The organism is Jiangella anatolica (assembly GCF_003236295.1).
Lineage (GTDB): Bacteria > Actinomycetota > Actinomycetes > Jiangellales > Jiangellaceae > Jiangella > Jiangella anatolica.
In genome coordinates this window covers 14,821-38,812 of sequence record NZ_POTW01000007.1, presented here as the reverse complement: position 1 = coordinate 38,812, position 23,992 = coordinate 14,821, and the positions used below count along the sequence as shown (strand labels likewise).

Annotated in this window: 20 protein-coding genes; 14 read left to right on the top strand and 6 right to left on the bottom strand. The window is 72.8% G+C overall.

Features of this window, described 5'->3' with window-relative positions:
• Nucleotides 1–18 precede the first annotated feature (18 nt).
• From C1I92_RS04265 to C1I92_RS04250, 4 genes are all read left to right on the top strand, one after another.
• Nucleotides 19–963, top strand: a complete 945-nt coding sequence (locus C1I92_RS04265) for an ABC transporter permease (RefSeq protein ID WP_111253429.1) — start codon at nt 19–21, stop codon at nt 961–963.
• Nucleotides 960–2,795, top strand: a complete 1,836-nt coding sequence (locus tag C1I92_RS04260) for a dipeptide/oligopeptide/nickel ABC transporter permease/ATP-binding protein (protein WP_199520943.1) — start codon at nt 960–962, stop codon at nt 2,793–2,795. The genes C1I92_RS04265 and C1I92_RS04260 overlap by 4 nt, the downstream gene beginning before the upstream one ends.
• Nucleotides 2,788–3,636, top strand: a complete 849-nt coding sequence (locus C1I92_RS04255) for an ATP-binding cassette domain-containing protein (protein WP_111253428.1) — start codon at nt 2,788–2,790, stop codon at nt 3,634–3,636. The genes C1I92_RS04260 and C1I92_RS04255 overlap by 8 nt, the downstream gene beginning before the upstream one ends.
• A 93-nt stretch (nt 3,637–3,729) precedes the next feature.
• The gene (locus C1I92_RS04250) at nt 3,730–4,704 is read left to right on the top strand and encodes a sugar-binding transcriptional regulator (protein ID WP_111253427.1); all 975 of its coding nucleotides are present in this window, start codon (nt 3,730–3,732) and stop codon (nt 4,702–4,704) included.
• A 2-nt stretch (nt 4,705–4,706) separates the two neighbouring features.
• On the opposite strand, the gene C1I92_RS04245 is transcribed toward C1I92_RS04250, so the two are convergent.
• Nucleotides 4,707–6,638: a glycoside hydrolase family 2 protein gene (locus C1I92_RS04245; protein WP_111253426.1), complete on the bottom strand. Its 1,932-nt coding sequence runs from the start codon at nt 6,636–6,638 to the stop codon at nt 4,707–4,709.
• A gap of 77 nt (nt 6,639–6,715) precedes the next feature.
• Between C1I92_RS04245 and C1I92_RS04240 the strand changes: the two genes are divergently transcribed.
• The 7 genes from C1I92_RS04240 to C1I92_RS04210 all read left to right on the top strand — a co-directional run bounded on the left by C1I92_RS04240 (nt 6,716) and on the right by C1I92_RS04210 (nt 16,370).
• Nucleotides 6,716–9,184: a beta-mannosidase gene (locus C1I92_RS04240; protein ID WP_158563980.1), complete on the top strand. Its 2,469-nt coding sequence runs from the start codon at nt 6,716–6,718 to the stop codon at nt 9,182–9,184.
• 68 nt (nt 9,185–9,252) lie between these two features.
• Nucleotides 9,253–10,230, top strand: a complete 978-nt coding sequence (locus C1I92_RS04235) for a carbohydrate kinase family protein (protein WP_158563978.1) — start codon at nt 9,253–9,255, stop codon at nt 10,228–10,230.
• Nucleotides 10,230–11,150, top strand: coding sequence for a class II fructose-bisphosphate aldolase (locus C1I92_RS04230; protein ID WP_111253423.1), 921 nt, complete (start codon nt 10,230–10,232; stop codon nt 11,148–11,150). Before C1I92_RS04235 ends, C1I92_RS04230 begins: the two co-directional genes overlap by 1 nt.
• On the top strand, nt 11,147–12,154 hold the full coding sequence (locus C1I92_RS04225) for a thiamine pyrophosphate-dependent dehydrogenase E1 component subunit alpha (protein ID WP_233506846.1): 1,008 nt from the start codon (nt 11,147–11,149) through the stop codon (nt 12,152–12,154). The genes C1I92_RS04230 and C1I92_RS04225 overlap by 4 nt, the downstream gene beginning before the upstream one ends.
• Nucleotides 12,155–12,240: 86 nt before the next feature.
• Entirely contained in the window at nt 12,241–13,203 is a 963-nt protein-coding gene (locus C1I92_RS04220) for an alpha-ketoacid dehydrogenase subunit beta (RefSeq protein ID WP_111253492.1), read from the top strand.
• A 32-nt stretch (nt 13,204–13,235) separates the two neighbouring features.
• The gene (locus C1I92_RS04215) at nt 13,236–14,393 is read left to right on the top strand and encodes a dihydrolipoamide acetyltransferase family protein (protein ID WP_111253422.1); all 1,158 of its coding nucleotides are present in this window, start codon (nt 13,236–13,238) and stop codon (nt 14,391–14,393) included.
• A gap of 9 nt (nt 14,394–14,402) precedes the next feature.
• Nucleotides 14,403–16,370: a bifunctional aldolase/short-chain dehydrogenase gene (locus tag C1I92_RS04210; RefSeq protein WP_111253421.1), complete on the top strand. Its 1,968-nt coding sequence runs from the start codon at nt 14,403–14,405 to the stop codon at nt 16,368–16,370.
• Nucleotides 16,371–16,373: 3 nt separating this feature from the next.
• Here the strand turns inward: C1I92_RS04210 and C1I92_RS04205 are convergent, their stop codons facing one another.
• Nucleotides 16,374–16,910, bottom strand: coding sequence for a D-lyxose/D-mannose family sugar isomerase (locus C1I92_RS04205; RefSeq protein ID WP_111253420.1), 537 nt, complete (start codon nt 16,908–16,910; stop codon nt 16,374–16,376).
• A 192-nt stretch (nt 16,911–17,102) separates the two neighbouring features.
• Between C1I92_RS04205 and C1I92_RS04200 the strand changes: the two genes are divergently transcribed.
• The gene (locus tag C1I92_RS04200) at nt 17,103–18,485 is read left to right on the top strand and encodes an MFS transporter (RefSeq protein WP_158563976.1); all 1,383 of its coding nucleotides are present in this window, start codon (nt 17,103–17,105) and stop codon (nt 18,483–18,485) included.
• Here C1I92_RS04200 and C1I92_RS04195 read toward each other — a convergent pair.
• The 3 genes from C1I92_RS04195 to C1I92_RS04185 form a co-directional block, all read right to left on the bottom strand.
• Nucleotides 18,482–19,315 (bottom strand): helix-turn-helix domain-containing protein, encoded by an 834-nt coding sequence (locus C1I92_RS04195; protein WP_111253418.1) that lies wholly within the window; start codon nt 19,313–19,315, stop codon nt 18,482–18,484. The genes C1I92_RS04200 and C1I92_RS04195 overlap by 4 nt on opposite strands.
• A 43-nt stretch (nt 19,316–19,358) precedes the next feature.
• Nucleotides 19,359–19,916 carry a DUF4287 domain-containing protein gene (locus C1I92_RS04190; RefSeq protein ID WP_199520942.1) on the bottom strand — a complete coding sequence of 186 codons (558 nt, stop codon included), beginning with the start codon at nt 19,914–19,916 and terminating at the stop codon, nt 19,359–19,361.
• 83 nt (nt 19,917–19,999) lie between these two features.
• Entirely contained in the window at nt 20,000–20,620 is a 621-nt protein-coding gene (locus C1I92_RS04185; protein WP_199520941.1) for a TetR/AcrR family transcriptional regulator, read from the bottom strand.
• An 80-nt stretch (nt 20,621–20,700) separates the two neighbouring features.
• On the opposite strand from C1I92_RS04185, the gene C1I92_RS04180 reads away from it, so the two are divergent.
• Together C1I92_RS04180 and C1I92_RS04175 are read left to right on the top strand one after the other, a co-directional pair.
• Entirely contained in the window at nt 20,701–21,225 is a 525-nt protein-coding gene (locus C1I92_RS04180) for an ester cyclase (protein WP_111253416.1), read from the top strand.
• 44 nt (nt 21,226–21,269) lie between these two features.
• On the top strand, nt 21,270–21,608 hold the full coding sequence (locus tag C1I92_RS04175; RefSeq protein ID WP_111253415.1) for a YciI family protein: 339 nt from the start codon (nt 21,270–21,272) through the stop codon (nt 21,606–21,608).
• 28 nt (nt 21,609–21,636) lie between these two features.
• Here the strand turns inward: C1I92_RS04175 and C1I92_RS04170 are convergent, their stop codons facing one another.
• On the bottom strand, nt 21,637–23,979 hold the full coding sequence (locus tag C1I92_RS04170; RefSeq protein WP_111253414.1) for a sulfatase-like hydrolase/transferase: 2,343 nt from the start codon (nt 23,977–23,979) through the stop codon (nt 21,637–21,639).
• Nucleotides 23,980–23,992: the final 13 nt, after the last annotated feature.

The following is a 23,992-nucleotide window of genomic DNA, read 5'->3' as shown; positions in this document are numbered from 1 at the left end:
CCCAGGAAGGGGTGAGCGATGCTGACCTACGTCGCCCGGCGGCTGGGCATCGGCGTCCTGGTGTTCGTCGCCGTCACCGGCATCAGCTACGTCCTGTATCACGTGCGAGGCGCTGACTCCATCGCCTACCGCCTGCTCGGCGCGGACGCGAGACCCGAGGAGGTGGAGATCAAGGTGCACGCCCTGGGGCTGGACCGGTCGCTGCCGGAGCAGTACGCCGGCTGGTTCGGCGGCCTGTTCCGGGGCGACCTGGGCGAGTCGTTCGTGTCCAACCAGGACGTCACCGCCATCATGTCGACCCGGGTCCCGGTCACGCTCAGCCTGATCGCGGCCACGCTCGTCCTGACGCTGGTGTTCAGCGTGGTGCTCGGGGTGTGGGCGGCGACCCGCGGCGGCGTCGTCGACCGCGTGATCCAGGTGGTGTCGGTCATCGTCAGTGCCGTACCCGGCTACTGGCTGGCCCTGGTGCTGGTGATCGTGTTCGCCCTCAACCTGGGGCTGTTCCCGGCGACCGGCTTCATCCCGATCACCGAGACGTTCGGCGGCTGGCTGTCGACGATCTTCCTGCCGTCGATCGCGATCGCCCTCGGCGCGATCTTCAGTCTCGCCGTCTGGGTGCGCAGCTCGATCATCGACATGCGCCGGCAGGACTTCGTGCGCACGCTGCGCTCCCGCGGGCTGAGTCCACGGTCGATCATGTACCGGCACGTGCTGCGCAACGCGGCGCCGTCGATCGTGCAGATGCTCGGCCTGCAGATCATCGCGCTGCTCGGCGGGGCGATCATCGTCGAACGCATCTTCGCGCTGCCGGGCATCGGGCAGATGTCGCTGGACGCCGGGCTGGCCGGCGACATCCCCGTCGTGCTCGGCGGCGTCGCGTTCTTCGTCGTCGTGATCGTGATCATCAACATCGCCGTCGATCTGATCAACGGCTTCCTCAACCCGAAGGTGAGGATCTCGTGAGCGCCGACGCCGACATCACCGGACGGGCGATCGCCGCCGAGCCGATCGTCCGGCGCGGGGTGTTCCGCGCCCTGCTGCGCAACCCGCTCACGGCGGCGTCGCTGGTGGTGCTGGCGCTGTTCGCCGTCATCGCGATCATCCAGCCGTGGATCCTGCCGTACCCGCCGAACGAGGTGAACCTGCGGCTGACGAACGCGGCGCCGTTCGGCTCGGACTACCTGCTCGGCGGGGACAACTACGGGCGCGACATCCTCAGCCGGCTGATCGCCTCGACCCGGGGCGCGTTCCAGGCCGCCGCCGTGCTCTCCGTCGTCGCCGTCGTCATCGGCACGACGGCCGGGCTGATCGCCGGCTACTACGGCCGGGTCTTCGACAGCGTCGCCAGCTGGCTGTTCTCGGCGATCATGGCGGTGCCGGCCGTGATCATCCTGATCTCGCTGTACACGCTGCTCGGCGTGTCGACGACGGTGGCCATGGCGGTGTTCGGGTTCCTCGTCTCCCCCAGCATGTTCTGGATGGTGCGGACGCTGACCCGCAACGTGCGCAACGAGCTCTACGTCGACGCCGCCCGGGTCGCGGGTCTCCCCGACCGGCGGATCGTCGGGCGGCACGTGCTGATCGCCATCCGGGCGCCGGTCATCCTGATGATCGCCGGGCTGGCCGGCGCCGGCATCGCCGTCCAGGCCGGGCTGGAGTTCCTCGGCCTCGGCCAGGCCGGCGTGCCGAGCTGGGGCGCCATGCTCACCGACGCGTTCGGCAACATCTACGTCGCGCCGGAGCAGCTCATCTGGCCGGCCGTCGCGCTCGGCCTGGTCACCAGCGCGTTCACGCTGATCTCCATCGGCGTCCGCGACACCCTGGAGGGCACCTACGTCAAACCGAGCACCCGCGCGCGGCGCCGCGAGATCGAGGCGCTGCTCGGCTCGGCCGCCGCGGAGCGCACGCTCGGCGGCACGGCCGACGCGGCGACCGCGACGACTGCGACGACGTCGACGTCCACCTCGCAGCCGCTGCTGGCGATCGACGGGCTGCGCGTCGCCTACGAGTCGGGCGGCTCGCTCACGACGGTGGTCGACGACGTCTCGTTCCGGGTCGAGAAGGGCGAGGTCGTGGGCGTCGTCGGCGAATCAGGCTCGGGCAAGACACAGACGGTGTTCGCCACGCTCGGGCTGCTGCCGGAGGAGGCCATCGTCGCCCGCGGCTCCATCCGCCTCGACGGACGGGAGCTGCTCGGCCTGCCGGAGCGGGACCTGCTGGAGATCCGCGGGCACCGGATGGCCTACGTCCCGCAGGAGCCGCTGTCCAACCTGGACCCGTCCTTCACGGTGGGGTCGCAGCTGGTGCACGGCATCCGGGCGCAGTCGCGGGCGACGAAGAAGGAGGCCCGCGACCTGGCGCTGGCCATGCTCGACCGCGTCGGCATCGCCGATCCGCTGCGGGTCTACCGCCGCTATCCGCACCAGATCTCCGGTGGCATGGCGCAGCGGGTCCTGATCGCCGGCGCGGTCGCCTGCACGCCGTCGCTGCTGCTGGCGGACGAGCCGACCACCGCGCTGGACGTGACGATCCAGGCCGAGGTCCTGGACCTGCTGCGTGACCTGCAGACCGAGACCGGCATGGGCGTGCTGATCGTGACCCACAACTTCGGCGTGGTCGCCGACCTGTGCGACCGCGTCGTCGTCATGCGGTCCGGGCGGATCGTCGAGGAGGGCCGGGTCGGCGACGTGTTCACCCGGCCGCAGCACGAGTACACCCGGATGCTGCTCGGCTCGGTGCTCGACAACGCGGCGCCACGCGAGGCGTCCGCCCGGCGAAAGGCCGCCCATGCCTGACCTGCTCACCGCGCACGACCTGCGCGTCACGTACGGCCGCGGCCGCAACGCCAACGAGGTGCTCAAGGGCGTATCCGTCGAGATCGGGCAGGGCGAGACGCTCGGCCTGGTCGGCGAGTCCGGATCGGGCAAGACGACGCTCGGCCGGGCCGTCCTGGGACTGGTGCCGGTCGCGGGCGGCACGCTCACGTTCGCCGGCGAGGACGTCACCCGGCTCGGCGCACGCGGCCGGCGGCGGCTGGCCCGCGACATCCAGGTGGTGTTCCAGGACCCGTACACGTCGCTCAACCCGTCGATGACGATCCGCGACATCCTCACCGAGCCGCTGGTCGCGCAGGGCGCCAAGAAGAAGGACGCCGCGAGCACGGTACGGGCGCTGCTGGACCAGGTGGCCATGCCCGCCGACGCGCTGGACCGGTACTCCCGCGAGTTCAGCGGCGGGCAGCGCCAGCGCATCGCCATCGCCCGGGCCCTCGCACTGGACCCGAAGCTGATCGTCTGCGACGAACCGGTGTCCGCGCTGGACCTGTCCACCCAGCTCAAGGTGCTCGACCTGTTCATCGAGCTGCAGCAGCGGACCGGGGTCGCCTACCTGTTCATCTCCCACGACCTGTCCGTCGTCCGGCACGTGAGTCACCGGGTCGCCGTCATGTACCGCGGGCACATCGTCGAGACCGGGCCCGCCCTGCAGGTCACCGACGACCCGCAGCACCCCTACACCCAGCGGCTCTGGGCCGCGAACCTGGTCGCCGACCCGGCCGAACAGGCCAATCGGCGCGCCGTCCGGCAGTCGCTGCCGCCGCTGGACGACGACGCCCTGGCCGCCGCCGGTGCCACCTGATGCGGTGTGCACTGGGTCATCGCGCGAGCATATGATCGTGCCAGCGCGTAGGGATCGCCGGCCGACCGCCGGCGGGAGCGGAGACGCATACACATGGCTGCACCCGGCACGACCGCACTCACCTCGACGACCGAGCTGCTCACGCGGGTGTCCTCGATGTACTACCTGGAGGACATGACGCAGGAGGAGATCGCGACCCACCTGAAGCTGTCGCGGCCGAAGGTGGGCCGGCTGCTGCGCCAGGCCCGGCGCGAGGGCATCGTCGAGATCAAGGTCAACATGCACCCGTCGCTGGCCATGCCGGTCGAGACGGAGCTGGTGCAGCGGTTCGGGCTGACTCAGGCCATCGTCGTCGGCGACCAGAGCGACGAGGACGAGCAGCGAGCGCGGGTGGGCGCCGCCGCGGTGGAGCTGCTGGACCGGCTCGTGCGCGACGACACCACGATCACGGTCGGCATGGGCCGCAACGTCCGCGCCGTCAGCCAGCAGGCGTCCGGGCTGCGGCCGCGCGCCTGCACGGTGGTCAGCGGCATCGGCGGCTCGCCGCTCACCGGCGAGGGCCTGAACTCCAACGACATCGCCGGACAGCTGGCCGACGCGCTCGGCGGGAAGTCCGTCGGCATGTTCGCGCCGGCCTACGCCAAGAGCGGCGAGCAGCGCGACACGTTCGCCGGCCACCTCGACGTCGGGCGCACCATCGAGCAAGCCCGCGCCGCCGACATCGCCGTCGTCGGCATCGGCGACGCCAACACCGACTCCCTCGTCGTCCGGCTGGGCTGCATCACGGCGAAGGAGATGAGCCGGCTCCTCGACGCCGGCGCCGTCGGCGACATCCTCGGCAGCTTCTTCACCGTCGACGGCGACCCCAGCGCCAAGTGGATCGAGGAGCGCGTCGTCGGCCTGACCTTGGACGACCTGCGCTCGATCACCCAGGTCATCGCGGTCGCGTCGGAGAACTCGAAGGCGCCGGCGATCCTCGGCGCGCTCCGCTCCGGGCTGGTGCACACGCTCGTCACGTCGGTGAACACCGCCCGGGCCGTCATGGAGCTGGCCGACAAGAACGGCTGAGGTCACACCACGAAGTCGCGGCGCCAGATCTCCCGCAGCCGGAGCGCGGCCGGCTTCGGGGTGTTCTCGACGTCGATGATGCTGCAGTTGGCCGGCGTCGGGTAGCTGTCGTGGCCGCACCAGAGCAGCACGCCGCCGGTGCGCGGGAAGCGGTCCTTGCACGCCGCCACCGCGAGCGCCAGTGACTCCGCCTGCCGGGCCTGGCTCCAGGCGACGTACTCGGGGAGGTCGCGGGGGTCGCGGCCGTGCTCGGCGACGAACGCGTCGATCTCGACCCACCACGGCGACGGCCGGCGCCAGACGGGGCTGTCGGGGCTGACGGGGAGCGGGTCGTGGCCGCCGGCGTAGCGCTCGATCACCTCGGCGTCCGACGCGGCGGGCGCGGCCAGCTCGGCGCGGAACAGCGCGTCCTGCCGCTCCCAGTACTCGGCCGGCTCGGGGCGGTATGGGCCGTGGACGTTCTCGTGCAGCCCCTTCCCCGCGTCCGCGTCGTGGTACGACATCCGCGGCCCGGTGGGGCTGGCCGGGATGAACCGCCGCCCGGGGTCCAGCTCGCCGGCGATGCGGGCCAGCCGCGCCATCATCGGGTGCTCCGTCCCGATCGGCACCGCCGCCCCGGACTCCACCCGGAACTGCTCGTTGCCGCCGGACCACAGGAACAGTGATGCGTGGTGCCCGCGACGGGCGATGAACGACGCGAAGATGTCGCCGAGCGCCTCGATCGACGCCGGGTCGTCCGGCGGGACGTTCTCCAGCAGCGACGACGTGAGCGGCAGGTCCTGCCAGACCAGCAGGCCGAGCTCGTCGCACAGCTCGTAGAAGTCGCGCCTCTCCAGGAACCCGCAGGCGTTGATGCGCAGCGTGTTCACGCCGAGTTCGCGGTAGAGCTCCAGCCGGGCGCGGTACTCGTCGCGGGTCACGTCGGCGTAGAGGCCCGACATCGGCGGGAAGTTCACGCCCTGCAGGAACACCGGCCGGCCGTTGACGAGGCACAGCCAGGTGTCCGAGCCCGCCGCCGCGCCCTCACACTGCCGCCACGCGACGTCGCGGAAGCCGACGCGGAGGGAGCGGCGGTCGTGCTCGACGCCGCCGGCCTCGACAGTCACCTCGACGTCGTACAAGGGCTGGCCGCCCTGCCCGTTCGGCCACCACAGCTCCACGTCGAGGCCGGTCCAGTCGACGCCGGCGGCGAACCGGGACGGCGCGATCCGCTCACTGCGCACGACCCGCTCGCCGGACCGCAGCGTGACGGTGACCGCGTCGGCCTCGCCGGTCACCTCGCCGGAGACGCGCAACCGGCCGGCCTCGGACACGTCCACGCCGGCCCGGCACCGCACCGGGCCGAGCTCGGCGCCGTCGACCACGTCCAGCCGGATGCCGTCCCAGATCCCCAGCTGCACGAGCCGCGGCTGCCAGTCCCAGGTGTAGTTGAAGCGGGTCTTCCACTCGGTGAAGCGCGACGTGTGGCCGAACTGGCCGAGCCAGCGCGGCGGCAGGTCGAACGCGATGACCAGCGTGTTCCCGCTCTCCTTCAGATGGGCGGTCAGGTCGAGGACGTGCGGGACGTGGGTGCCGCGGAACTCGCCCACCTCGACGCCGTTGACCAGCACCCAGCCGCTGTGGTCCAGCCCGAGGCAGCGCAGCCGGACGACGCCGCCGCCGGCCAGCCAGTCGTCCGGGATGGTCGTCTCGTACAGCCAGTGCCGGTTCTCCACCCACTCGCACTCCTGCGCCCGACCGGCCTGGTTCCAGTCCGGCAGCAGGCCCGCGTCGCGCAGCGCGCGCTGCACCGATCCCGGCACCGGCGCGGCACCGACGACGTGGTCGGGGCTGACGGGGAGGCCCAGCTCCATGGTCGTCGCGGCGCGCCACAGGTACGGCGCCCAGCCGGTCAGCGTCCACTCCAGCGCGCCCAGATCGCGACATGTCCGCACGGCAACTCCTCTTGACGAGCAGATGCTCACTACTCGACCATTTGTTAGGCGAAGACCCTACCCCAGCGGAGGACGAGATGGACCAGATCGACCTGAACGGATCCTGGGGCCTCGGCTGGAGCGACGGCACCCGCAAGATCGCGGCCCGGCCGCTCCTCGACGCCACCGACGGGCCCTTCCTCGCGACGGCGACCGTCCCCGGCGAGGTGCACCTGGACCTGATCGCGGCCGGCCTCCTGGACGAGCCGAACCTCGGCCTCACGACCGCGCGGTCGCGCTGGGTCGACGACACCGTGTGGTGGTACCACCGCGACGTCGTCGTCCCGCCGGAGCTGGCCGGCCGGCGGGTCTGGCTCCACTTCGGCCAGCTCGATCTCGTCGCCCGCGTGTTCGTCAACGGGCGGCCGGCCGGCGAGCACGCCAACGCGTTCCGGCCGTTCCGGACCGAGGTCACGGAGCTGATCCACGAGGGTGAGAACCACCTCGCCGTCGAGCTGCAGGCGCGGCACGGCGGCATCGACAAGGCGGCGATCCTCACCGGCAAGGACGACGACTGGAACCGGCACAAGCGCCCGTGGCACCGCAAGCCGTCCTACCAGTGGGGCTGGGACTGGTCCTCGCGGTACCTCAACGTGGGCATCGGCGGCGACGCCCGGCTCGTCGTCGCCCACTCGGACCTCCTGGTGGGCCGCGCCGTCCCGCTGGCCGACGTCGACGCCGACCTCGCCACCGGCATCGTCCGGGCCCGGGTCGAGCTGGAGAACGTCGGCACCGATCCGATCGGCGCGACGATCCGGGCGGGCGTCGCCGGCGTGACCGGCCGGGCCGACGTCGAGGTGGCGCCCGGCGAGGGCGTGTACGAGGTCGTCCTCACCGTCGAGCACCCCGAGTTGTGGTGGCCCAACGGCCAGGGACCGCAGACCCTGCACGACCTGGACGTGGAGGTCGAGTGGGACGGCCGCGTCGAGCGGCGCTGCAGCGTGATCGGGTTCCGCCGGATCGAGATCGACCAGAGCCCGCACCCCGGCGGCGGCCGCTACTTCACCGTCGTCGTGAACAACCGGCCGGTGTTCTGCAAGGGCGCCAACATCGCGCCGCTGGACAGCATCCCGCACCGGATCGACCGGGCCCGCTACGAGCGCCTGATCGAGCTGGCCGTGGAGTCGAACTTCACCTTCTTCCGCGTCAACGGCGTGGGACTCTACGAGTCCGACGACTTCTACGAGCTGTGCGACCGGGCCGGCATCCTCGTCTGGCAGGACTTCACGTTCGCCTGCTCCTGGTACCCGGCCGAGGACCGCGCGTTCCTCGAGGACGTCCGGGCGGAGGCCACGTGGCAGGTCCGCCGGCTCGCGTCGCACCCGAGCCTGGCGATCTGGTGCGGCCAGAACGAGAGCGAGTGGATGCAGCGCACCCCGGACGCCGGCGCCGACCCGCTGCCCGACTACCACGTCTTCCACCTGCTGCTGCCGAGCGTGCTGGAGGCCGAGGACCCGTCGCGGTACTACGCGCCCTGCTCGCCGCACTCCCCCGGCACCACGGCGTACCCGAACGACGACCACGTCGGCACCCAGCACCCGTGGCACATCGGCATGGGCAACTGGGACATCCGCGACTACCGGCAGAGCCCGGCCCGGTTCGCGGCCGAGGGCGGCGTCCTCGGCCCGACCTCGCTGCCGACGCTGCGGGAGATCGTCGAGGACCACGACCACCCGCAGGCCTCGATCGGCTGGCACACGCACGACAACTGGATCGCCCAGCCGGGCGACACGCGCCCGGCGATCCCGGACGAGATGCTGCTGCAGGTCATGGGCGTCTCGTCCGCGGACCTCGACGTCGAGCAGTACGCCTACTGGGGCGGGCTGCTGCAGTCCGAGGGCCTGCGCGAGTACGTCGAGAACTACCGGCGGCGCCGGCCGGACAGCGGCGCGGCGGTCTTCTGGGCCTTCAACGACTCGTGGCCGACGACCCGCAGCTGGACGACCGTCGACTACTACCAGCGCCGCACCCCCGGCTTCTGGGCGGTGCGCCGGGCGATGGCGCCGGTCAGCGTCGTGGTGGCGCGGACCGGCGACGTGGTCGAGGTGTTCGGCGTCAACGACACCCCGGCCGACGTCACGGGCGAGCTGGAGTACGGGTTCTTCCGCACCGACGGGCCGGGCAGCGCCCGGACGGCGACCGTCACGCTGCCGGCGAACAGCTCTGCCGTCGTGGCCACGCTCGGCCCGTGGGAGGGCGACCCGGTCAGCAGCGTCGCGTTCGCGGCGCTGCGCCGCGACGGCGAGCTCGACGCCCGCAGCCGGCTGATCCTGCCGCTGCACCGGGAGTTGGATTGGGCGCCGGCCGGCGAGCCCAAGGTGGTCCTCGGCGACGGCGTGGCCACGTTCCAGAGCGACGTGTTCGTGCTCGGCGTCTGCCTCGACCTGGACGGCGACCGGGCCCTCGCCGACAACATGTTCGACCTCTGGCCGGGCATGCCGTACTCGATCCCGTGGCCGTTCGCGGACGCACCGCGGATCCTGCACACGGGCAACCCGCGGTCTTGACGGCCGATCCACTCGCCGACAGAATGAGCATATGCTCGCGGCGTGGACAATTGATCGAAGGTGGGGCGATGACGGACGGCGCTGAGGCGGTGGGCCCGCTGGTCGTGTGCGCGGGCCAGGTCGTCGCGGACCTGTTCGTGCCCCCGCTGGCCGCGCTCCCGGAGGCCGGCGAGCTGGTCACCACCGGCGACATGCTCAGCGGGGTCGGCGGCTGCTCGGCCAACACCGCCGTGGCGCTGGCCTCGTTCGGCGTGCGGACCCTGCTGTCCGTCGTCGTCGGGGCCGACGCCGCCGGCGACTGGGTCCGCGCGCATCTCGCCGCGAAGGGCCTGGACGTCTCCGGCGTGGTGACGTCGGACCGGCTGGCGACGTCGCAGACGGTGATCCTCCCCGTCACCGGGCAGGACCGCCGCTACCTGCACGCCGTCGGCGCCAACGCCGAGTACAGCGCCGCGCACGCGGCCGCCGTCGCCGCCGGGGCACGCGTGCTGGTGATCGGCGGGTTCCTCAGCCTGCCCGGTCTGACGACGCCGGACGTCGCCGCGCTGCTCGCACAGGCCCGCGCCGCCGGCACCCGGACCGTGCTCGACGTCGTCATCCCGCACGGCACCCGCGACGCCGCCGAGCGGCTGGCGCCGGTGCTGCCGCACGTCGACTGCTTCACCCCGAACGACGACGAGGCCCGGCTGCTCACCGGCGAGACCGACCCGCACCGCCAGGCCGCGACGCTGCTGGACTGGGGCGCCGCGTCGGTGGTGATCACCCGCGGTCCGGACGGCGCCGTCTACGCCGACCGCGAGCAGGTCGTCGCGGTGCGGCCGCTGCCGGTCGCGGTGGTGGACGGCTCCGGCGCCGGCGACGCGTTCACCGCCGGCCTCGTGTTCGGGCTGGTGCACGACTGGCCGGTCGAGCGGCGGCTGCGCTTCGCCGCGGCGGCCGGCGCGTCGGTCACCCGCGCCCTGGGCACGACGACCTCCCTGTTCAGTCGCGACGAGGCGATCGCCGCCCTCGACGACGTGCCACTTCTCGAGATGAAGGACACCTGATGCCCCTGATGCCAGCGCCCCTGCTCCTGAGCGAGGCACGTCGCGGCGGCTACGCCGTCGGCTACTTCGAGAGCTGGGACAGCTACTCCTTCGAGGCCGCGCTCGAGGCCGCGGAGGCGGAGAGCGCGCCGATCATCGTCGGCTTCGGCGCGACCATGCTCGACGACGCCTGGCTGGACCACCGCGGCATCGACCACCTCGGCGCGATGGGCCGCACGCTGATCGACGGCTGCCGGGTGCCGGTGGCGTTCCTGCTCAACGAGACGCACACGCTGGAGCAGGCGCTGGCCGGCGTCGGCGCGGGCTTCAACTTCGTGATGATCGACTCGCAGCGGTGGCCGAAGGACGACGCGATGCGGGCGTCGCGCAAGCTGGTCGAGGCCGCGCATCCGGCCGGCGTCGCGGTCGAGGCCGAGTTCGGCTCGCTGCCCGACTTCGTCGACGGGCGCATCGTCGACGACGGCGCCGCGATGACCGACCCCGCCGAGGCCGCCGAGTTCGTGGCGGAGACCGGTGTCGACGCGCTCGCCGTCTCGGTGGGCAACGTCCACCTGCTGACGGCGTTCACGTCCGAGATCGACCTGGACCGGCTGACGGCGATCCGCGCCGCCGTCGACGTGCCGCTGGTGCTGCACGGCGGCACCGGCTTCCCCGACGACGCCGTCCGCGCGGCGATCGCCGCCGGCGTGGCCAAGTTCAACGTCGGCACCCGGCTGAAGCGGAACTACCTCGACGCCGTCGTGCGGCGGATCGGCGAGTGGACCGGCCGCGAGTCGGTGCACGATCTCGTCGGTTCGCACAAGCCGGCGGACTTCCTCGAAGCCGGCAAGGCGGCGTTCACCGACACCGTCCGCGGCTTCCTCCGGCTCTACGGGTCGGCCGGCCGGGCCGACGACGTCCTGAAGGTGGTCGCGCCGTGATCGAACCCATCGACGTCACCGGCCTCGGCCGCGACGAGGCCCTGGTGCTGTACCGCGAGATGCTGCGCATCCGCCGCTTCGAGGACCGCGTCTACCAGCTGTTCCTCAAGGGCGAGCTGCCCGGCACGCTGCACCAGTACCAGGGCCAGGAGGCCGTCGCCGTCGGCGCGTGCCAGGCGCTGGGCCCGGACGACTGGATCACCTCCACGCACCGCCCGCACGGGCACGCGCTGGCCAAGGGCGTCACCGTCCGCTCGGCGATGGCCGAGCTGTACGGCAAGGCGACCGGCTGCTGCGGCGGCAAGGGCGGCTCGATGCACCTGGGCGACCCGTCGGTCGGGATGCTGCCGGCGATCGCGATCGTGGCCGGCGGGATCAGCGTCGTCAGCGGGCTCGGGCTGGCCTACAAGCTGCAGGCCACCGACCAGGTGGCGCTGTGCTTCTTCGGCGAGGGCGCCAGCAACGAGGGCGCCTTCCACGAGGGCCTGAACTTCGCCGCCGTCCAGCGGCTGCCCATCGTCTACGTCTGCGAGAACAACATCTACGGCGCCTCCACGCCGTTCCACCGCACGTCGCTGGTGCCCGACGTCGCCAACCGGGTGGCCGGCTACGGCATGCCGGCCGTGATCGTCGACGGCATGGACGTCGTCGCCGTCCGGGCCGCCGTCGCCGAGGCGCGGGACCGGGCGCAGCGCGGCGAGGGGCCGACGCTGATCGAGGCCAAGACCTACCGGTTCGCCGGGCACAGCCGCGGCGACGCCCGCGGCTACCGCAGCCGCGACGAGGAGGCGGCCTGGAAGGAGAAGGACGCCATCGAGCGCCTCGGCCTGGCCATCACGTCGGCCGGGCTGGGCAGCGAGGCCGACCTGGCCGACGTCCTCGCCGACGTCAACGCCGAGCTCGAGGACGCCGTCGAGTTCGCCCGGTCCTCCCCCGACCCCGACCCGGCCGACGCGCTGACCGACGCCTACGCCACCGCGATCGCGATCGGAGCCGCCCTGTGAGCACCACCGCGCAAGAGCCCGCGACCGTCGGCACCGAACGGCGGCTGACGATCACCGAGGCCATCCGGGAGGGCATCGCGGAGGAGATGGAGCGCGACCCCCGGGTGTTCCTGATCGGCGAGGACGTCGGCATCCCCGGCGGGTTCGGCGGCGCCTTCGGCGTCTACCTCGGGCTGCCGGAGAGGTTCGGGCACGAGCGCATCATCGACACCCCGATCAGCGAGAAGGCGATCGCCGGCGCCGCCGTCGGCGCCGCGCTGATGGGCCTGCGCCCGATCCCGGACATGCAGTACTCCGACTTCCTGTTCGAGTGCATGGACGAGCTGGTGAACCAGGCCGCCAAGATGCGCTACATGTCCGGCGGCAAGCTCTCGGTGCCGCTGGTCATGCGCGCACCCGTGGGGACGGCGAACCGCGGCGCCCAGCACGGCCAGTGCCCGGAGAGCTACTTCATCCACGTGCCGGGGATCAAGGTCGTCGCCCCGTCGGACGCCTACGTCGCCAAGGGCATCATCAAGGCGGCCATCCGCGACGACGACCCCGTCATCGTCTTCGAGCACAAGCTGCTCTACGGCAGCAAGGGCCGCGAGCAGGCCGGCGGCATGGACCTCACCGCGCACGTGCCCGAGGAGGACTACGTCTGGCCGATCGGCCGGGCCATGGTCAAGCGTGTGGGCACCGACGCGACCGTCGTCGCCACCCATCTCACCCTCTACCGCGCGCTGGCCGCGGCCGAGGAGCTGGCCGCCGAGGGCGTGAGCGTCGAGGTGATCGACCCGATCTCGCTGCAGCCGTTCGACCTGGACACCGTGTTCGCGTCGGTGGAGCGGACCGGGCGGCTGCTCATCGCCCACGAGGACACCCTGACCGGCGGCTGGGGCGCGGAGCTCGCGGCCCGGGTCGCGCAGGAGCGGCTGTACTCGCTCGAGGCGCCGATCCGCCGGGTCGCCGCGCACGACGTGCCGCTGCCGGTCGCGCCGGTGCTGGAGCAGGCCGTCGTACCCACCCAGCAGCGCATCGCCGACGAGCTGCGGCTGCTGCTCGCCTGAGCCGCCCCGCCTGAGAGGAACGAACCGCACCCATGGTCGCTGAGATCCGGCTCCCCCCGCTCGGGCAGACGTCCGACGAGATGACCATCGTCGAGTGGTACAAGAAGGAGGGCGACGCCGTCGAGATCGCCGAGCCGCTGCTGTGCGTCGAGACCGACAAGTCCAACGTCGACGTCGAGTCGGCCGAGGAGGGCGTGCTGCTGAAGATCGTGGCGCGGGAGGGTGACGTCCTGGCCTCCGGCTCGCTGCTCGCGTACGTCGGCTCGGCCGGCGACGTGATCGAGGCGCCGCCCGCGCCGGCCCCTGTTGCCGCGCCGGCGCCTGTGGCCGCGCCGGCCACCCCTGGCGCCGGTCCGGTGCTGGCGTCGCCGCTGGTGCGCAAGCTCGCCAAGGACCTCGGCGTCGACCTCGCGTCGGTGACCGGCACCGGGCCGGGCGGGCGGATCGAGCGGGCGGACGTGCAGGGCGCGGCGGCGGCCGCCGAGCCGGTCGTCGCGGCCGTCGGGGCTCCCGCCGCCGTGGACGGCGCCGCGGTGAGCCCGCTGCGGCGGACGATCGCCCGCCGGCTCACCGCGTCGGTCCGCGACATCCCGGCGTTCAGCCTGCAGGCCGACCTCGACGCGACGGCCGCGAAGGAGGCCCTGGCCGGTTACGGCAAGGGCCTGACGTACACGCACCTGCTGCTGCGCGCCGTCGCCCGATCGCTGCGCGAGCACCCGGTGATGCGCCGGTTGTGGGTCGACGACGGGCCGCGCTACCGGTCGCTCGCCGAGCCCGACGTCGGGCTGGCCGTCGCCGGCGACGACTCGCTCTACGTCGTGACGATCCCGGCGCCGGACGCGCTGACGCTGCCCGCGCTGGTCGAGACCGTCGCCGCGGCGGCCGGCCGGGGCCGTTCCGGCGCGCTGAACGCCGCGGACCAGCGGCCGGCCACCATCACCGTCAGCAACCTCGGCGGGTACGGCGTCCGCTCCTTCCAGGCTGTCATCGACCCGGACCAGAACGCGATCGTCGCCGCCGGCGCCGTCACCGACCAGGTCGTCGCCCACGACGGCATGATCGCCGTCCGGCCGCGGCTGGCCATCACGCTGAGCTGCGACCATCGCGCCGTCGACGGCGCGCAGGCGGCGGCGTTCCTGCGGACGCTGGCGGCCCACTTCGAGACCGACCCGGCCGGCCCGGGCGCCTGAGAGGACACGATGGCACTCAACCGCTGGGACCCGGCCGCGCCCGCGCCCGCCGACGACCTGGACGCCCGCGTGCTCACGTCCCGGCTGCTCGGGCAGGACCCGTCGCTGGTCCTGCACGGCGGCGGCAACACGTCGGTGAAGGTGACGCGGACGAGCATCGTCGGCGCCGAGGAGCGGCTGCTGCTGGTCAAGGGCAGCGGCTGGGACCTCGCGAGCATCGAGGCGGCCGGGTTCACGCCGCTGCGGATCGAGCCGCTGGTCGCGCTGGCCACGCTCGACCGGCTGTCCGACGTCGAGATGGCGCGGCAGCTGGCCAGCTACCGCACCGACCCGGCCGCGCCCTCGCCGTCGGTCGAGGCGATCCTGCACGGCCTGCTGCCGTTCACGTTCGTCGACCATACGCACGCCGACGCCGTCGTCACGCTCACGAACACCGCCGGTGGGGCCGGCCTGGTGCGCGAGGTCTATGGCGCGTCGGTGCTGGTGCTGCCGTACGTCATGCCCGGCTTCGACCTCGCCCGGCTGGTCGCGCGGAGCCTGCCGTCGATCGGGCCGGACACCCGCGGGATCGTGCTGATGAACCACGGCATCGTCACGTTCGGCGACACCGCCCGGGAGTCCTACGACCGGATGATCGACCTGGTCAGCGTCGCCGAGGCGGCGATCGCGCCGCGCGAGCCGCTGCCCGCGCCGGCTCCGCCGCTCCCCCGCGGCCCGAGCCGGCGGGCGGCGATCGCCGGCCTGCGCGCGGACGTCAGCCGGGCCGCCGGCGCGCCGATGATCGTCAGCGTGCACGACGACGACGCCGTGCTGGCGTTCGCGCAGCACCCGAAGGTGGCCGACCTGTCCGGCGGCGGCCCGGCGACCCCCGACCACGTGATCCGCACCAAGCCGGCGCCCATGCTGGGCCGCGACGTGGCCGCGTTCGCCGCCGGCTACACGGCCTACTTCGACCGCTGCGCGGCGGGTGGGCGGGCCGAGGTCACCATGCTGGACCCGGCGCCGCGGGTGATCCTCGACCCCGAGCTCGGCCTGGTCACCGCCGGCCGGTCCGCGGCCGACGCCGCGGCCGCCGAGGACATCTACCGGCACACCATCGAGATCGTGTTGAACGCCGAGGCCCTCGGCGGCTACCGCGCGCTGTCGGAACAGGAGATCTTCGACGTCGAGTACTGGGACCTGGAGCAGGCCAAGCTGCGCCGGGCCGGCCGGCCCGCGCCGCTGGCCGGGCAGGTCGCGCTGGTCACCGGCGCGGCGGGCGGCATCGGGCGGGCGATCGCGGGCCGCTTCCTCGCCGCCGGCGGCGCCGTCGCGGGGCTGGACCTCGATCCCGCCGTGGCCGGCGCCTTCGACGGCGCGTCCTGGCTCGGCCTCGGGTGCGACGTCACCGACGCCGGCCAGGTCGGCGCCGCGCTGGACGCCGTCACCGACACGTTCGGCGGCCTGGACATCCTCGTGCTCAACGCCGGCATCTTCCCCGCCGCCGCGCCCGTCGCGGAGCTGGACTCCGAGCTGTGGCGGCGGGTCATGCGCGTCAACCTCGACGCCGCCGCCGACCTGCTGCGCGAGGCGCATCCCCTGCTGCGGCAGGCGCCCGGCGGCGGCCGCGTCGTCGTGATCGGCTCGAAGAACGTCGCCGCCCCCGGCCCCGGCGCCGCGGCCTACTCCGCGTCGAAGGCGGCGCTGACCCAGCTGGCCCGGGTCACGGCGCTGGAGTGGGCCGCCGACGGCATCCGCGTCAACGTCGTCCACCCCGACGCGGTGTTCGACACCGGCATCTGGGCCGGCGGCGTGCTGGAGGCGCGGGCGGCGCACTACGGCCTCAGCGTCGAGGACTACACCACCCGCAACCTGCTCCACACGCAGATCACCAGCGCCGACGTCGCCGAGCTCGCGCTGGCGCTGACCGGTCCCGCGTTCGCCAAGACCACCGGCGCGCAGATCCCGATCGACGGCGGCAACGACCGGGTGATCTGATCCTCACCCGACCACGGTCAGCCGGGCGATGTCGGGGTCGGTGAAGACGTCGGTCTCGTCGGTGCTGCGGGTGGAGAACTCGCTGACGATCGCGCCCTCGGGCCCGGCCTGGAACCAGTGCAGCGTGTCCGGCGGCACCGTGTGCTGCTCGCCGGCCCTCAGCACGATCTCGTGCCAGGCCGTGTAGTGCTCCCGGCGAGCAGGGCTCGCCAAAGGCGTGGCCGCGGGCGTGCCCTCGGTGTACACGTACACCGTCCCGCGTCGCACCCGGAAGGTCTCCTCCTTGCCCGGCTCGCCGCCGGTCCCGACGTGGCGGTGCTCGGGGCAGGTCTGGCCCGGCTTCAGCACGATCTCCTTCGCGCACACCCGGTCGGTGTTGACGTAGACGATCAGCTGCAGCCCCGTGCGGTCGAGGTCGGACAGGCCGAAGTCGGACACCTCGATCGCGGCACGCTCCGGCTCGGTGATGACGATCCCGGCCTCGGCGAACCGCTGCGCGGCGTACTCCCTGGCCTCCTCGACCTGCGCGGACGACAACATGGCTGGGGTCTCCTCTCGGTCTCGTCATCCCAGTATCGGGACCGAATGAGCACATGTCCACCATCCGATCATCTGTTACATCAGCATTGACACCCGCCGCGCGTGAGCATACGTTCGCCCTGCGACCAAATGACCACGAGGCGGGGGCGAACGGTGGCCGACGTTGCGGAATCCACGCGGAGACCGGCCGCTGTGGGCGTCGTCTGGGTCATCGCCGGCGCTGCCTTCGTGGTGCTGCTGAGCCAGACGATGACGATGGTGGCGCTGCCGTCGATCATGGCCGACCTCGAGATCGGCGCCGCCACCGCCCAGTGGCTGACCAGCGGCTTCATGCTCGGGCTGGCCGTCATGACGCCGATCGCCGGGTTCCTGCTGCGGCGGCTGCGCACCACGGTGGTGTTCGCGGCCGCGATGGCGACGTTCGTGCTCGGCACCGTGCTGGCCGGTCTCGCGCCGGGGTTCGAGCTGCTGCTCGTGGCCCGCGTCGTCCAGGCCTCCGGCGGCGCCGTCCTCTGGCCGATGCTGATGACGGTGATGATCATCGTGGTCCCGGTGATCCAGCGCGGACGGATGCTGGGCACCGTGTCCGCCGTGCTGGCGATCGCGCCCGTCCTCGGCCCGACGGTCGCGGGGCTGATGCTGGACCGACTGACCTGGCGCTGGACGTTCTGGGCGATCCTCCCGATCGCGCTGGTCATCGTCGTCGTCGGGCTGCGCGGCGGCCGGGACGTGCTGCAGCCCCGTCCGGTCCGGCTCGACGCGCTGTCGGTGCTGCTGTCGACGGCGGGCTTCGGCGGGCTGGTCTACGGCCTCACCAGCGCCGGGCCCGACGACGGCGCCGGATCCGGGTCCGGGTACGCCGCGTGGGTCTGCCTCGGGATCGGCGTCGCCGCGCTGGGCGGCTTCGTGGTCCGGCAGCTGCGGCTGCACGGGCGCGACCGTGCGCTGCTGGACCTTCGGACGTTCCGGTACGGCGCCTTCACCGTGTCGATGGCGCTGCTCGTCGTCGGCTCGGCGCTGCTGTTCGGCGTCATCATGATGCTGCAGCTCTATCTCCAGCTGGCGCTGGAGCTCGATCCCGGCGACGCGGGCCTGCTGCAGGTGCCCGGCGCGGTCGCCGGCGGCCTCACCGCGCCGGTCGTCGGCCGGCTGTACGACCGGTTCGGCCCGCGCGTCGTCGCGGTGCCCGGCAGCGTCCTGGTCAGCCTGTCGCTGTGGGGCATGACGCTGCTCACCGAGGCATCGCATCCGGCCGCCGCCGTCGCCGTCCATGTCGTCCTGTACGTCGGCCTGACCACGCTGTTCATGCCGATCATCACGACGGCGCTGCACGCGGTGCACCCGGCGCTGCAGCCGGATGCCAGCGTCGCCGTCAACACGTTCGACAAGGTCGCGGCCGCCGCCGGGACCGCTGTCTTCGTGGCCGTCTACGCGGCGTGGTCCGGGCCCGGGCTCGGCGGCGGCGCCGTCAGCCCCGCCGCCGCGGCGGACGGCGTGCACGCGGCCGCGATGCTGGCCGCAGTCGTGTCCCTGCTGATCGTCGCCGGCTCGTTCTTCGTCCAGCGTCCCGACTAGCGCTTGGGCACGAACCCCGGCGCGGCCTGGTCGGGTGCGAAGCTGCCGCGCTGCGCCGCCACGTACTCCGACGGCGTGACGCCGGTGTGCCGTCTGAAGTCGCGGATGAGGTGGCTCTGGTCGAACCAGCCCAGGTCGGCGGCCAGCTCGGCCCAGTCGACCGCGCCGTACACGTCGAGCCGGGCCAGCAGGACGCGCAGCCGCAGGATGCGGGCCAGCGCCCGCGGGCTGAGGCCGACGACGTCGAGGAACTCCTTGTCCAGGTGGCCGTGCGAGATCCCGAGCTCGGCGGCCAGCGCCCCGATGCCGCGCGCCGGGTCGGCCTCCAGCGCCGCGACCGCCCGCTCGCACCGGTCGACGGCGGCCGTGGCGCGCGGCTCCTGAGCGGCGAGCGTCGCGGTGACGAGGTCCAGCAGCTCGTCGGGCGACGCGTTGCGGGCCAGCAACGACCGCCGCAGCCCGGCCGCGGCCGGCCACACGTCGAGCAGCTCGACCACCCGGCCGCGCAGCGCCGGCGGCGACAGCCCGAACAGCGGGCCGCAGCCGACCGGCGTCGTCACGACCCCGACGCAGTGCGTCTCGCCCAGCGGCTCGTTGACGACCGGGCGGTCGTGCGGGCCGATGAGGAACCCGGTGCTCGTGGTCAGCGGGTCGCCGGCGCCGTCGGCGGGCCACTCGCGGATCGGGTCGCCGAGCACGACGACGGCGACCGTGGAGCCGGTGGGCGCGATCCGCTCGGACGTGTAGTCGATGCGGCCGCGGGCATACCAGACCGACTCGACGAACCGCTCCAGCGCGGCCGGCCGGCGGGAGACGAACTGGAACTCCACGCGACCAGTGTGCCCCGCCCCCGCCGCCCGCCGCCTGCCGACGTCAGCCGGCGCCGTCGTAGGCCGCCCGCAGCCAGCCCGCCACCAGGTCGTCCACGTCGCCGACGTCGGTCAGGTCGGTCGCGTGGGTGCACATGCCGGTCATCGCGCGCAGCCGGTCCGTCGGCGCCACCCCGCGCAGGTTGAACCCGAGCTGGAGCCGCTTCGCCGACGGGGCCTCGACCAGCGCGAACTGCTTCTTCCGGCGCAGGCTCACGCCGGTCTTCTTCACCGCCACCGTCACGTCGTCGCCGAGCCCCGTCGCGACGAGCACGACCTCGTCGTAGATCGGCCGCAGCGCCGCCTTGGCGCCTCGGTACTGGGCGTCGAGCAGCTCCGCGTCCGACGGCGGCCCGTCGCCGCTGCTCTCGCGGATCCGGTGCGCCAGCGTGTTCGCGTTGCCGTGGGTGAGACCGTGCTCGGTCTTCAGGAACGACACGATCTGCCCGTGCTTCTCCAGGCCGGCGGCCGCGACCACCTCGGCCCACTGGCCGACGGTCCGGCCCGTGGACCGCTCGATGGTGCGGACCTGGCTCGCCAGCGCCGCGGCGGGATCGCTCACGTTGCCCTCCTCGCGTGTCGGGCTGCTCCGGACACGCTGCGACCCGAGCCCGCCCGCCGTCTTGGACGGATTTCATCCCGGTGTCAGCGGAACAGGGTGTGCCGGATGGTGCCGGCCAGCCAGGCGGCGATCTCGTCGGCGGTCCAGCCGCGGTCGCTCAGCAGCCAGCGCGGCTCGTTGGAGTTCACCGCCCAGAGGATGTCCGCGGCCCTCTCGACGTCGAGGTCCGCGCGCAGCCAGCCCGCGGCGTGCCAGTGGCCGACCCAGAAGGCGCTGCCCGCCCGTCGCTCCCCGTCGATGGTGCGGGCGAACGCCGCCAGCGCGGCGTCGGTGTCGCGTGAGCCCAGCAGCACCCGCACCAGCGGGTCGACGCGCTCGGAGATCAGCTGGGCCAGCCGGGCGTAGGCGGCGGCCGCCTCGGCCGGTCCGGCGGCGTCGAGGACGGCGAGCGCCTCCGGCCGCCGCGCCAGCGGCACGTCCTCGTCGTCGCCGGCCAGCGACGTGTCGTAGACCGCCTTCAGCAACCCGGCCTTGCCGCCGAAGGACTTGTAGATCGTCTCCTGCGACACCTCGGCCTGCTGCGCGACGTGGCGGATGGTGGTGCCGGCGAACCCCCGCTCGACGAACGACGTGCGCGCCGCGGCGAGCACGCGGGCCCGCGTCGCCCTGGCCGCGGCGGTGCGGAGGCTGTTGTCGTAGGGCACGGGTCTCCGGGGGTTGCGCGAACTTTCGATACAGCCTACTGTACCAATTGATTCCAGCTCACTGTATCGAAAGGCCGATCATGTCCACGACCCTTGCGCGCACCGACCTCGCCGGCATCGCCGAACGGTCCATCCGGGCCGTCCTCGCCGGCTCGGTGGCCGACCTCGCGGCGCTCGTCCACCCCGACGCCGTCAACCGGGAGGCAGCCACCGAGCCGCCGGCCACCCGCGGCGCCGGCCCCGAGGCCTTCCACGCGACCGGCCAGTGGCTGCGCGCGGCGTTCGACGACCTCGTCTGGGTCACCGAGCGCGACGTCGTCGAGGGCGACCTCGTCGTCACCTACGGCACCCTCTCGGGCCGGCACACCGGCGACTTCGTCGTCTGGACCCCCGGCGGCGCCGTCGAGCGGGCGTTCGCCCCGACCGGCCGGACCTTCACCGTCCGGCAGGCGCACTTCCAGCGGATCGAGGACGGGCTCGTCGTCGAGCACTGGGCGGTCCGCGACGACCAGGGCATGGCCATCCAGCTCGGCTGGATCCCGCCCACCCCGGCGTACCTGCTGCGCTGCGTCCGCGCCACGAGGCGGGCCCGCCGAGCCGCGTGAGAGACTGCGCTGCACCGCCCGGCGGACCGGATCGAGGAGAGCGCATGAGCACGTCCGTGACGGACCAGCAGGTCCAGGAGCTGGCGGCGTCGGCGAAGCCGTACAGCCTGGCACTGCTGCGGTGGGGCCCGCAGCGGCACATGGACGGCGCGGAGGAGATCGAGCGCGAGCACCAGCGGCGGATGGTGTCGTTGCGCGCCGACGGGACCATCGCGGTCCTGTGCCCGGTCCCCGCCGGGCCGATGGCCGGCGCGGCCGTCATGACCGTGCCGGTCGAGGAGGCCGAGGAGATCATGGCCGCCGACCCGTGCGTCCGGGCCGGGATGATCCTGTGCGAGGTCCACCCGTGCCTCGGCTTCCCGGGCGACGCGCTCCCCGGCTGAGCGCCGGGGCGCAGGCGTCGTCCGTTCGTCACTCCCGCGCCATCATCGCGGTCGCCTCCTTCTCCAGGTCGACGAACGGCTCGCCGGAGACGTCGACGATCGCGGCCCTGATGGTGCCGCCGGTGAACGCGAACGGGCTGGTTCCCGGATAGTCCTCGGTCACCGGCGAGGCCGGGTCGCTGCCGACGTTGAGGCCCTCGCCGACCAGCGAGAAGTTGCCCGGCTGGGTGGTGACGACACCCTCGCCGACCTGGCGGTCGTCGATGTAGAGGCTGACGGTGCCGGTGGTCGGCATGGTGTCGCCGTCCTTGACGAAGGCCGCGGACAGCACGACGTCGCCCGTCGGCACCGGCGCGTCGCCGACGACCGTCTGCACGTTGCTGCCGACGTAGTTGTAGACGTAGTGCAGCCGGCCGTCCTTGACGTACAGCGCGTGCCCGCCGAACCGGGCGCCGTGCGAGAACAGCACGCCCTGCGCGTCCACGCTGTCGACGTGCACCTCGACGGCGATGGAGTAGTTCCGGTTGCGGATGTTCACCGCCGCCGACTCCGGCACCTCGGCCGTGCCCGGGTAGTAGACGTACTTCCCGCGCGGCGGCGCCACCTGCGGCCGGGTCGGGTCGGCCAGCACCTCGACCGCCATCGCGTCGACCAGCGGCAGGCCGTGGTACATCCCGGCCAGGTGGAACCAGTGGCCGATCATCTCCTGCAGCTTGACGGGGTGCTCGGCGGCGAGGTCGCGGGTCTCCGTCGGGTCGACGTCGGTGTGGTAGAGCTCCCAGCGGTCCTCGTCGAAGTGGCCCCAGCCGGCGATCGTCGGGTGGACGGTGACCGCCTTCCAGCCCTTGTGCCAGACCGCGCGGGACCCGAGCATCGAGAAGAACGCCGACTCCTTCGGCGTCGGGACGTCGTCGCTCTGGAACGTCGAGCGGAAGCTCACGCCCTCCAGGGGGACCTGCGGGTAGCCCTTCACCGTCCCGGGCAGGTCGACGCCGAGGATGTCGTAGATCGTCGGGACGATGTCGGTGGCGTGCAGGAACTGGTGCCGCAGCTCTCCCTGCGCCGCGATCCCGGCCGGCCACGACACCAGCAGCGGGTCGGCCACGCCGCCCTCGAAGTTGTACCGCTTCCACATCTTGAACGGCGTGTTGAACGCCCAGGCCCAGCCCACCGGGTAGTGGTTGTACGTCGACGGCGACCCGAGCTGGTCGAGGTAGCGCAGGTTCTCCTCGATGTCGTCGGGGATGTCGTTGAAGAACTTGTTCTCGTTCACCGACCCGTTCGGCCCGCCCTCGCCGCTGGCGCCGTTGTCGGAGACCAGCACGATGACGGTGTTGTCGAACTCGCCGGTCTCGTCGAGGTGGTCCAGCAGCCGTCCGATCTCGTGGTCGGTGTGCGACAGGAAGCCGGCGTACACCTCGGCCATCCGGCAGAACAGCCGCTTCTCCTCGTCCGGGAGCTCGGCCCAGGGCCGCACGATGTCGAGGGCCGGCCACGGCTTCCCGTCCGGCGAGCGCTCGCCCACGTACGGGTTCAGCGACGACAGCTCCGCGTCCGCGGGGAAGATGCCCAGCTCCTTCTGCCGGGCGAACACCCGCTCCCGGTACGCCTCGTAGCCCTCGTCGAACCGGCCGCGGTACCGGTCGATCCACTCCCGCGGCGCATGGTGCGGCGCGTGCGTCGCGCCCGGGCAGAAGTACATGAAGAACGGCTTGTCCGGCGTGATCATCTTCGCGTCGCGGATGAACTCGATCGCCCGGTCGGTCAGGTCCGTCGTCAGGTGGTAGCCGTCCTCGGGCAGCGCCGGCTGTTCCACCGGGTGGTTGTCGTAGACGAGGTCCGGGTACCACTGGTTGGTCTCGCCGCCGAGGAAGCCGTAGTAGCGCTCGAAGCCGCGGCCGACCGGCCAGTTCCGCTTCGTCGAGGCGAGGTTCATCTCGTCCGACGGGCACAGGTGCCACTTGCCGAGCATGTAGGTGTTCCAGCCGCGCTCCCCCAGCACCTCGGCGATCGTCGCGCACTCGAACGGGATGTGGCCGTTGCCGTTCGGGAAGCCGACGGTCGCCTCGGCGATGCAGGCCATCCCGTTGGTCGTGTGGTTCCGCCCGGTCAGCAGCGAGGACCGGGTCGGCGAGCACAGCGCCGTCGTGTGCCAGTTCGTGTACGTCAGGCCGCGCTCGGCCAGCCGCCGGATGTTCGGCGTCTCGATCAGCCCGCCCCACGGTTCCATCGCCGAGAACCCGACGTCGTCGAGCACGATGTACAGGACGTTGGGCGCGCCGTCCGGCGCCACCGGCTGCAGGTACGGCGCCCAGTCCGGGGTCGAGTCCCGCGCGTCGACGTCGATCGTCCCGTTGAATCTCCTGGTCATGGCCGGCTCTCCT

Coding starts and splice junctions, on each gene's coding strand:
- C1I92_RS04235 (WP_158563978.1), top strand. CDS start 9,253: ATGACGGACGGCGCTGAGGCGGTGGGCCCGCTGGTCGTGTGCGCGGGC.
- C1I92_RS04230 (WP_111253423.1), top strand. CDS start 10,230: ATGCCCCTGATGCCAGCGCCCCTGCTCCTGAGCGAGGCACGTCGCGGC.
- C1I92_RS04175 (WP_111253415.1), top strand. CDS start 21,270: ATGAGCACGTCCGTGACGGACCAGCAGGTCCAGGAGCTGGCGGCGTCG.
- C1I92_RS04265 (WP_111253429.1), top strand. CDS start 19: ATGCTGACCTACGTCGCCCGGCGGCTGGGCATCGGCGTCCTGGTGTTC.
- C1I92_RS04250 (WP_111253427.1), top strand. CDS start 3,730: ATGGCTGCACCCGGCACGACCGCACTCACCTCGACGACCGAGCTGCTC.
- C1I92_RS04170 (WP_111253414.1), bottom strand. CDS start 23,979: ATGACCAGGAGATTCAACGGGACGATCGACGTCGACGCGCGGGACTCG.
- C1I92_RS04255 (WP_111253428.1), top strand. CDS start 2,788: ATGCCTGACCTGCTCACCGCGCACGACCTGCGCGTCACGTACGGCCGC.
- C1I92_RS04180 (WP_111253416.1), top strand. CDS start 20,701: ATGTCCACGACCCTTGCGCGCACCGACCTCGCCGGCATCGCCGAACGG.
- C1I92_RS04210 (WP_111253421.1), top strand. CDS start 14,403: ATGGCACTCAACCGCTGGGACCCGGCCGCGCCCGCGCCCGCCGACGAC.
- C1I92_RS04220 (WP_111253492.1), top strand. CDS start 12,241: ATGGAGCGCGACCCCCGGGTGTTCCTGATCGGCGAGGACGTCGGCATC.
- C1I92_RS04215 (WP_111253422.1), top strand. CDS start 13,236: ATGGTCGCTGAGATCCGGCTCCCCCCGCTCGGGCAGACGTCCGACGAG.
- C1I92_RS04240 (WP_158563980.1), top strand. CDS start 6,716: ATGGACCAGATCGACCTGAACGGATCCTGGGGCCTCGGCTGGAGCGAC.
- C1I92_RS04205 (WP_111253420.1), bottom strand. CDS start 16,910: ATGTTGTCGTCCGCGCAGGTCGAGGAGGCCAGGGAGTACGCCGCGCAG.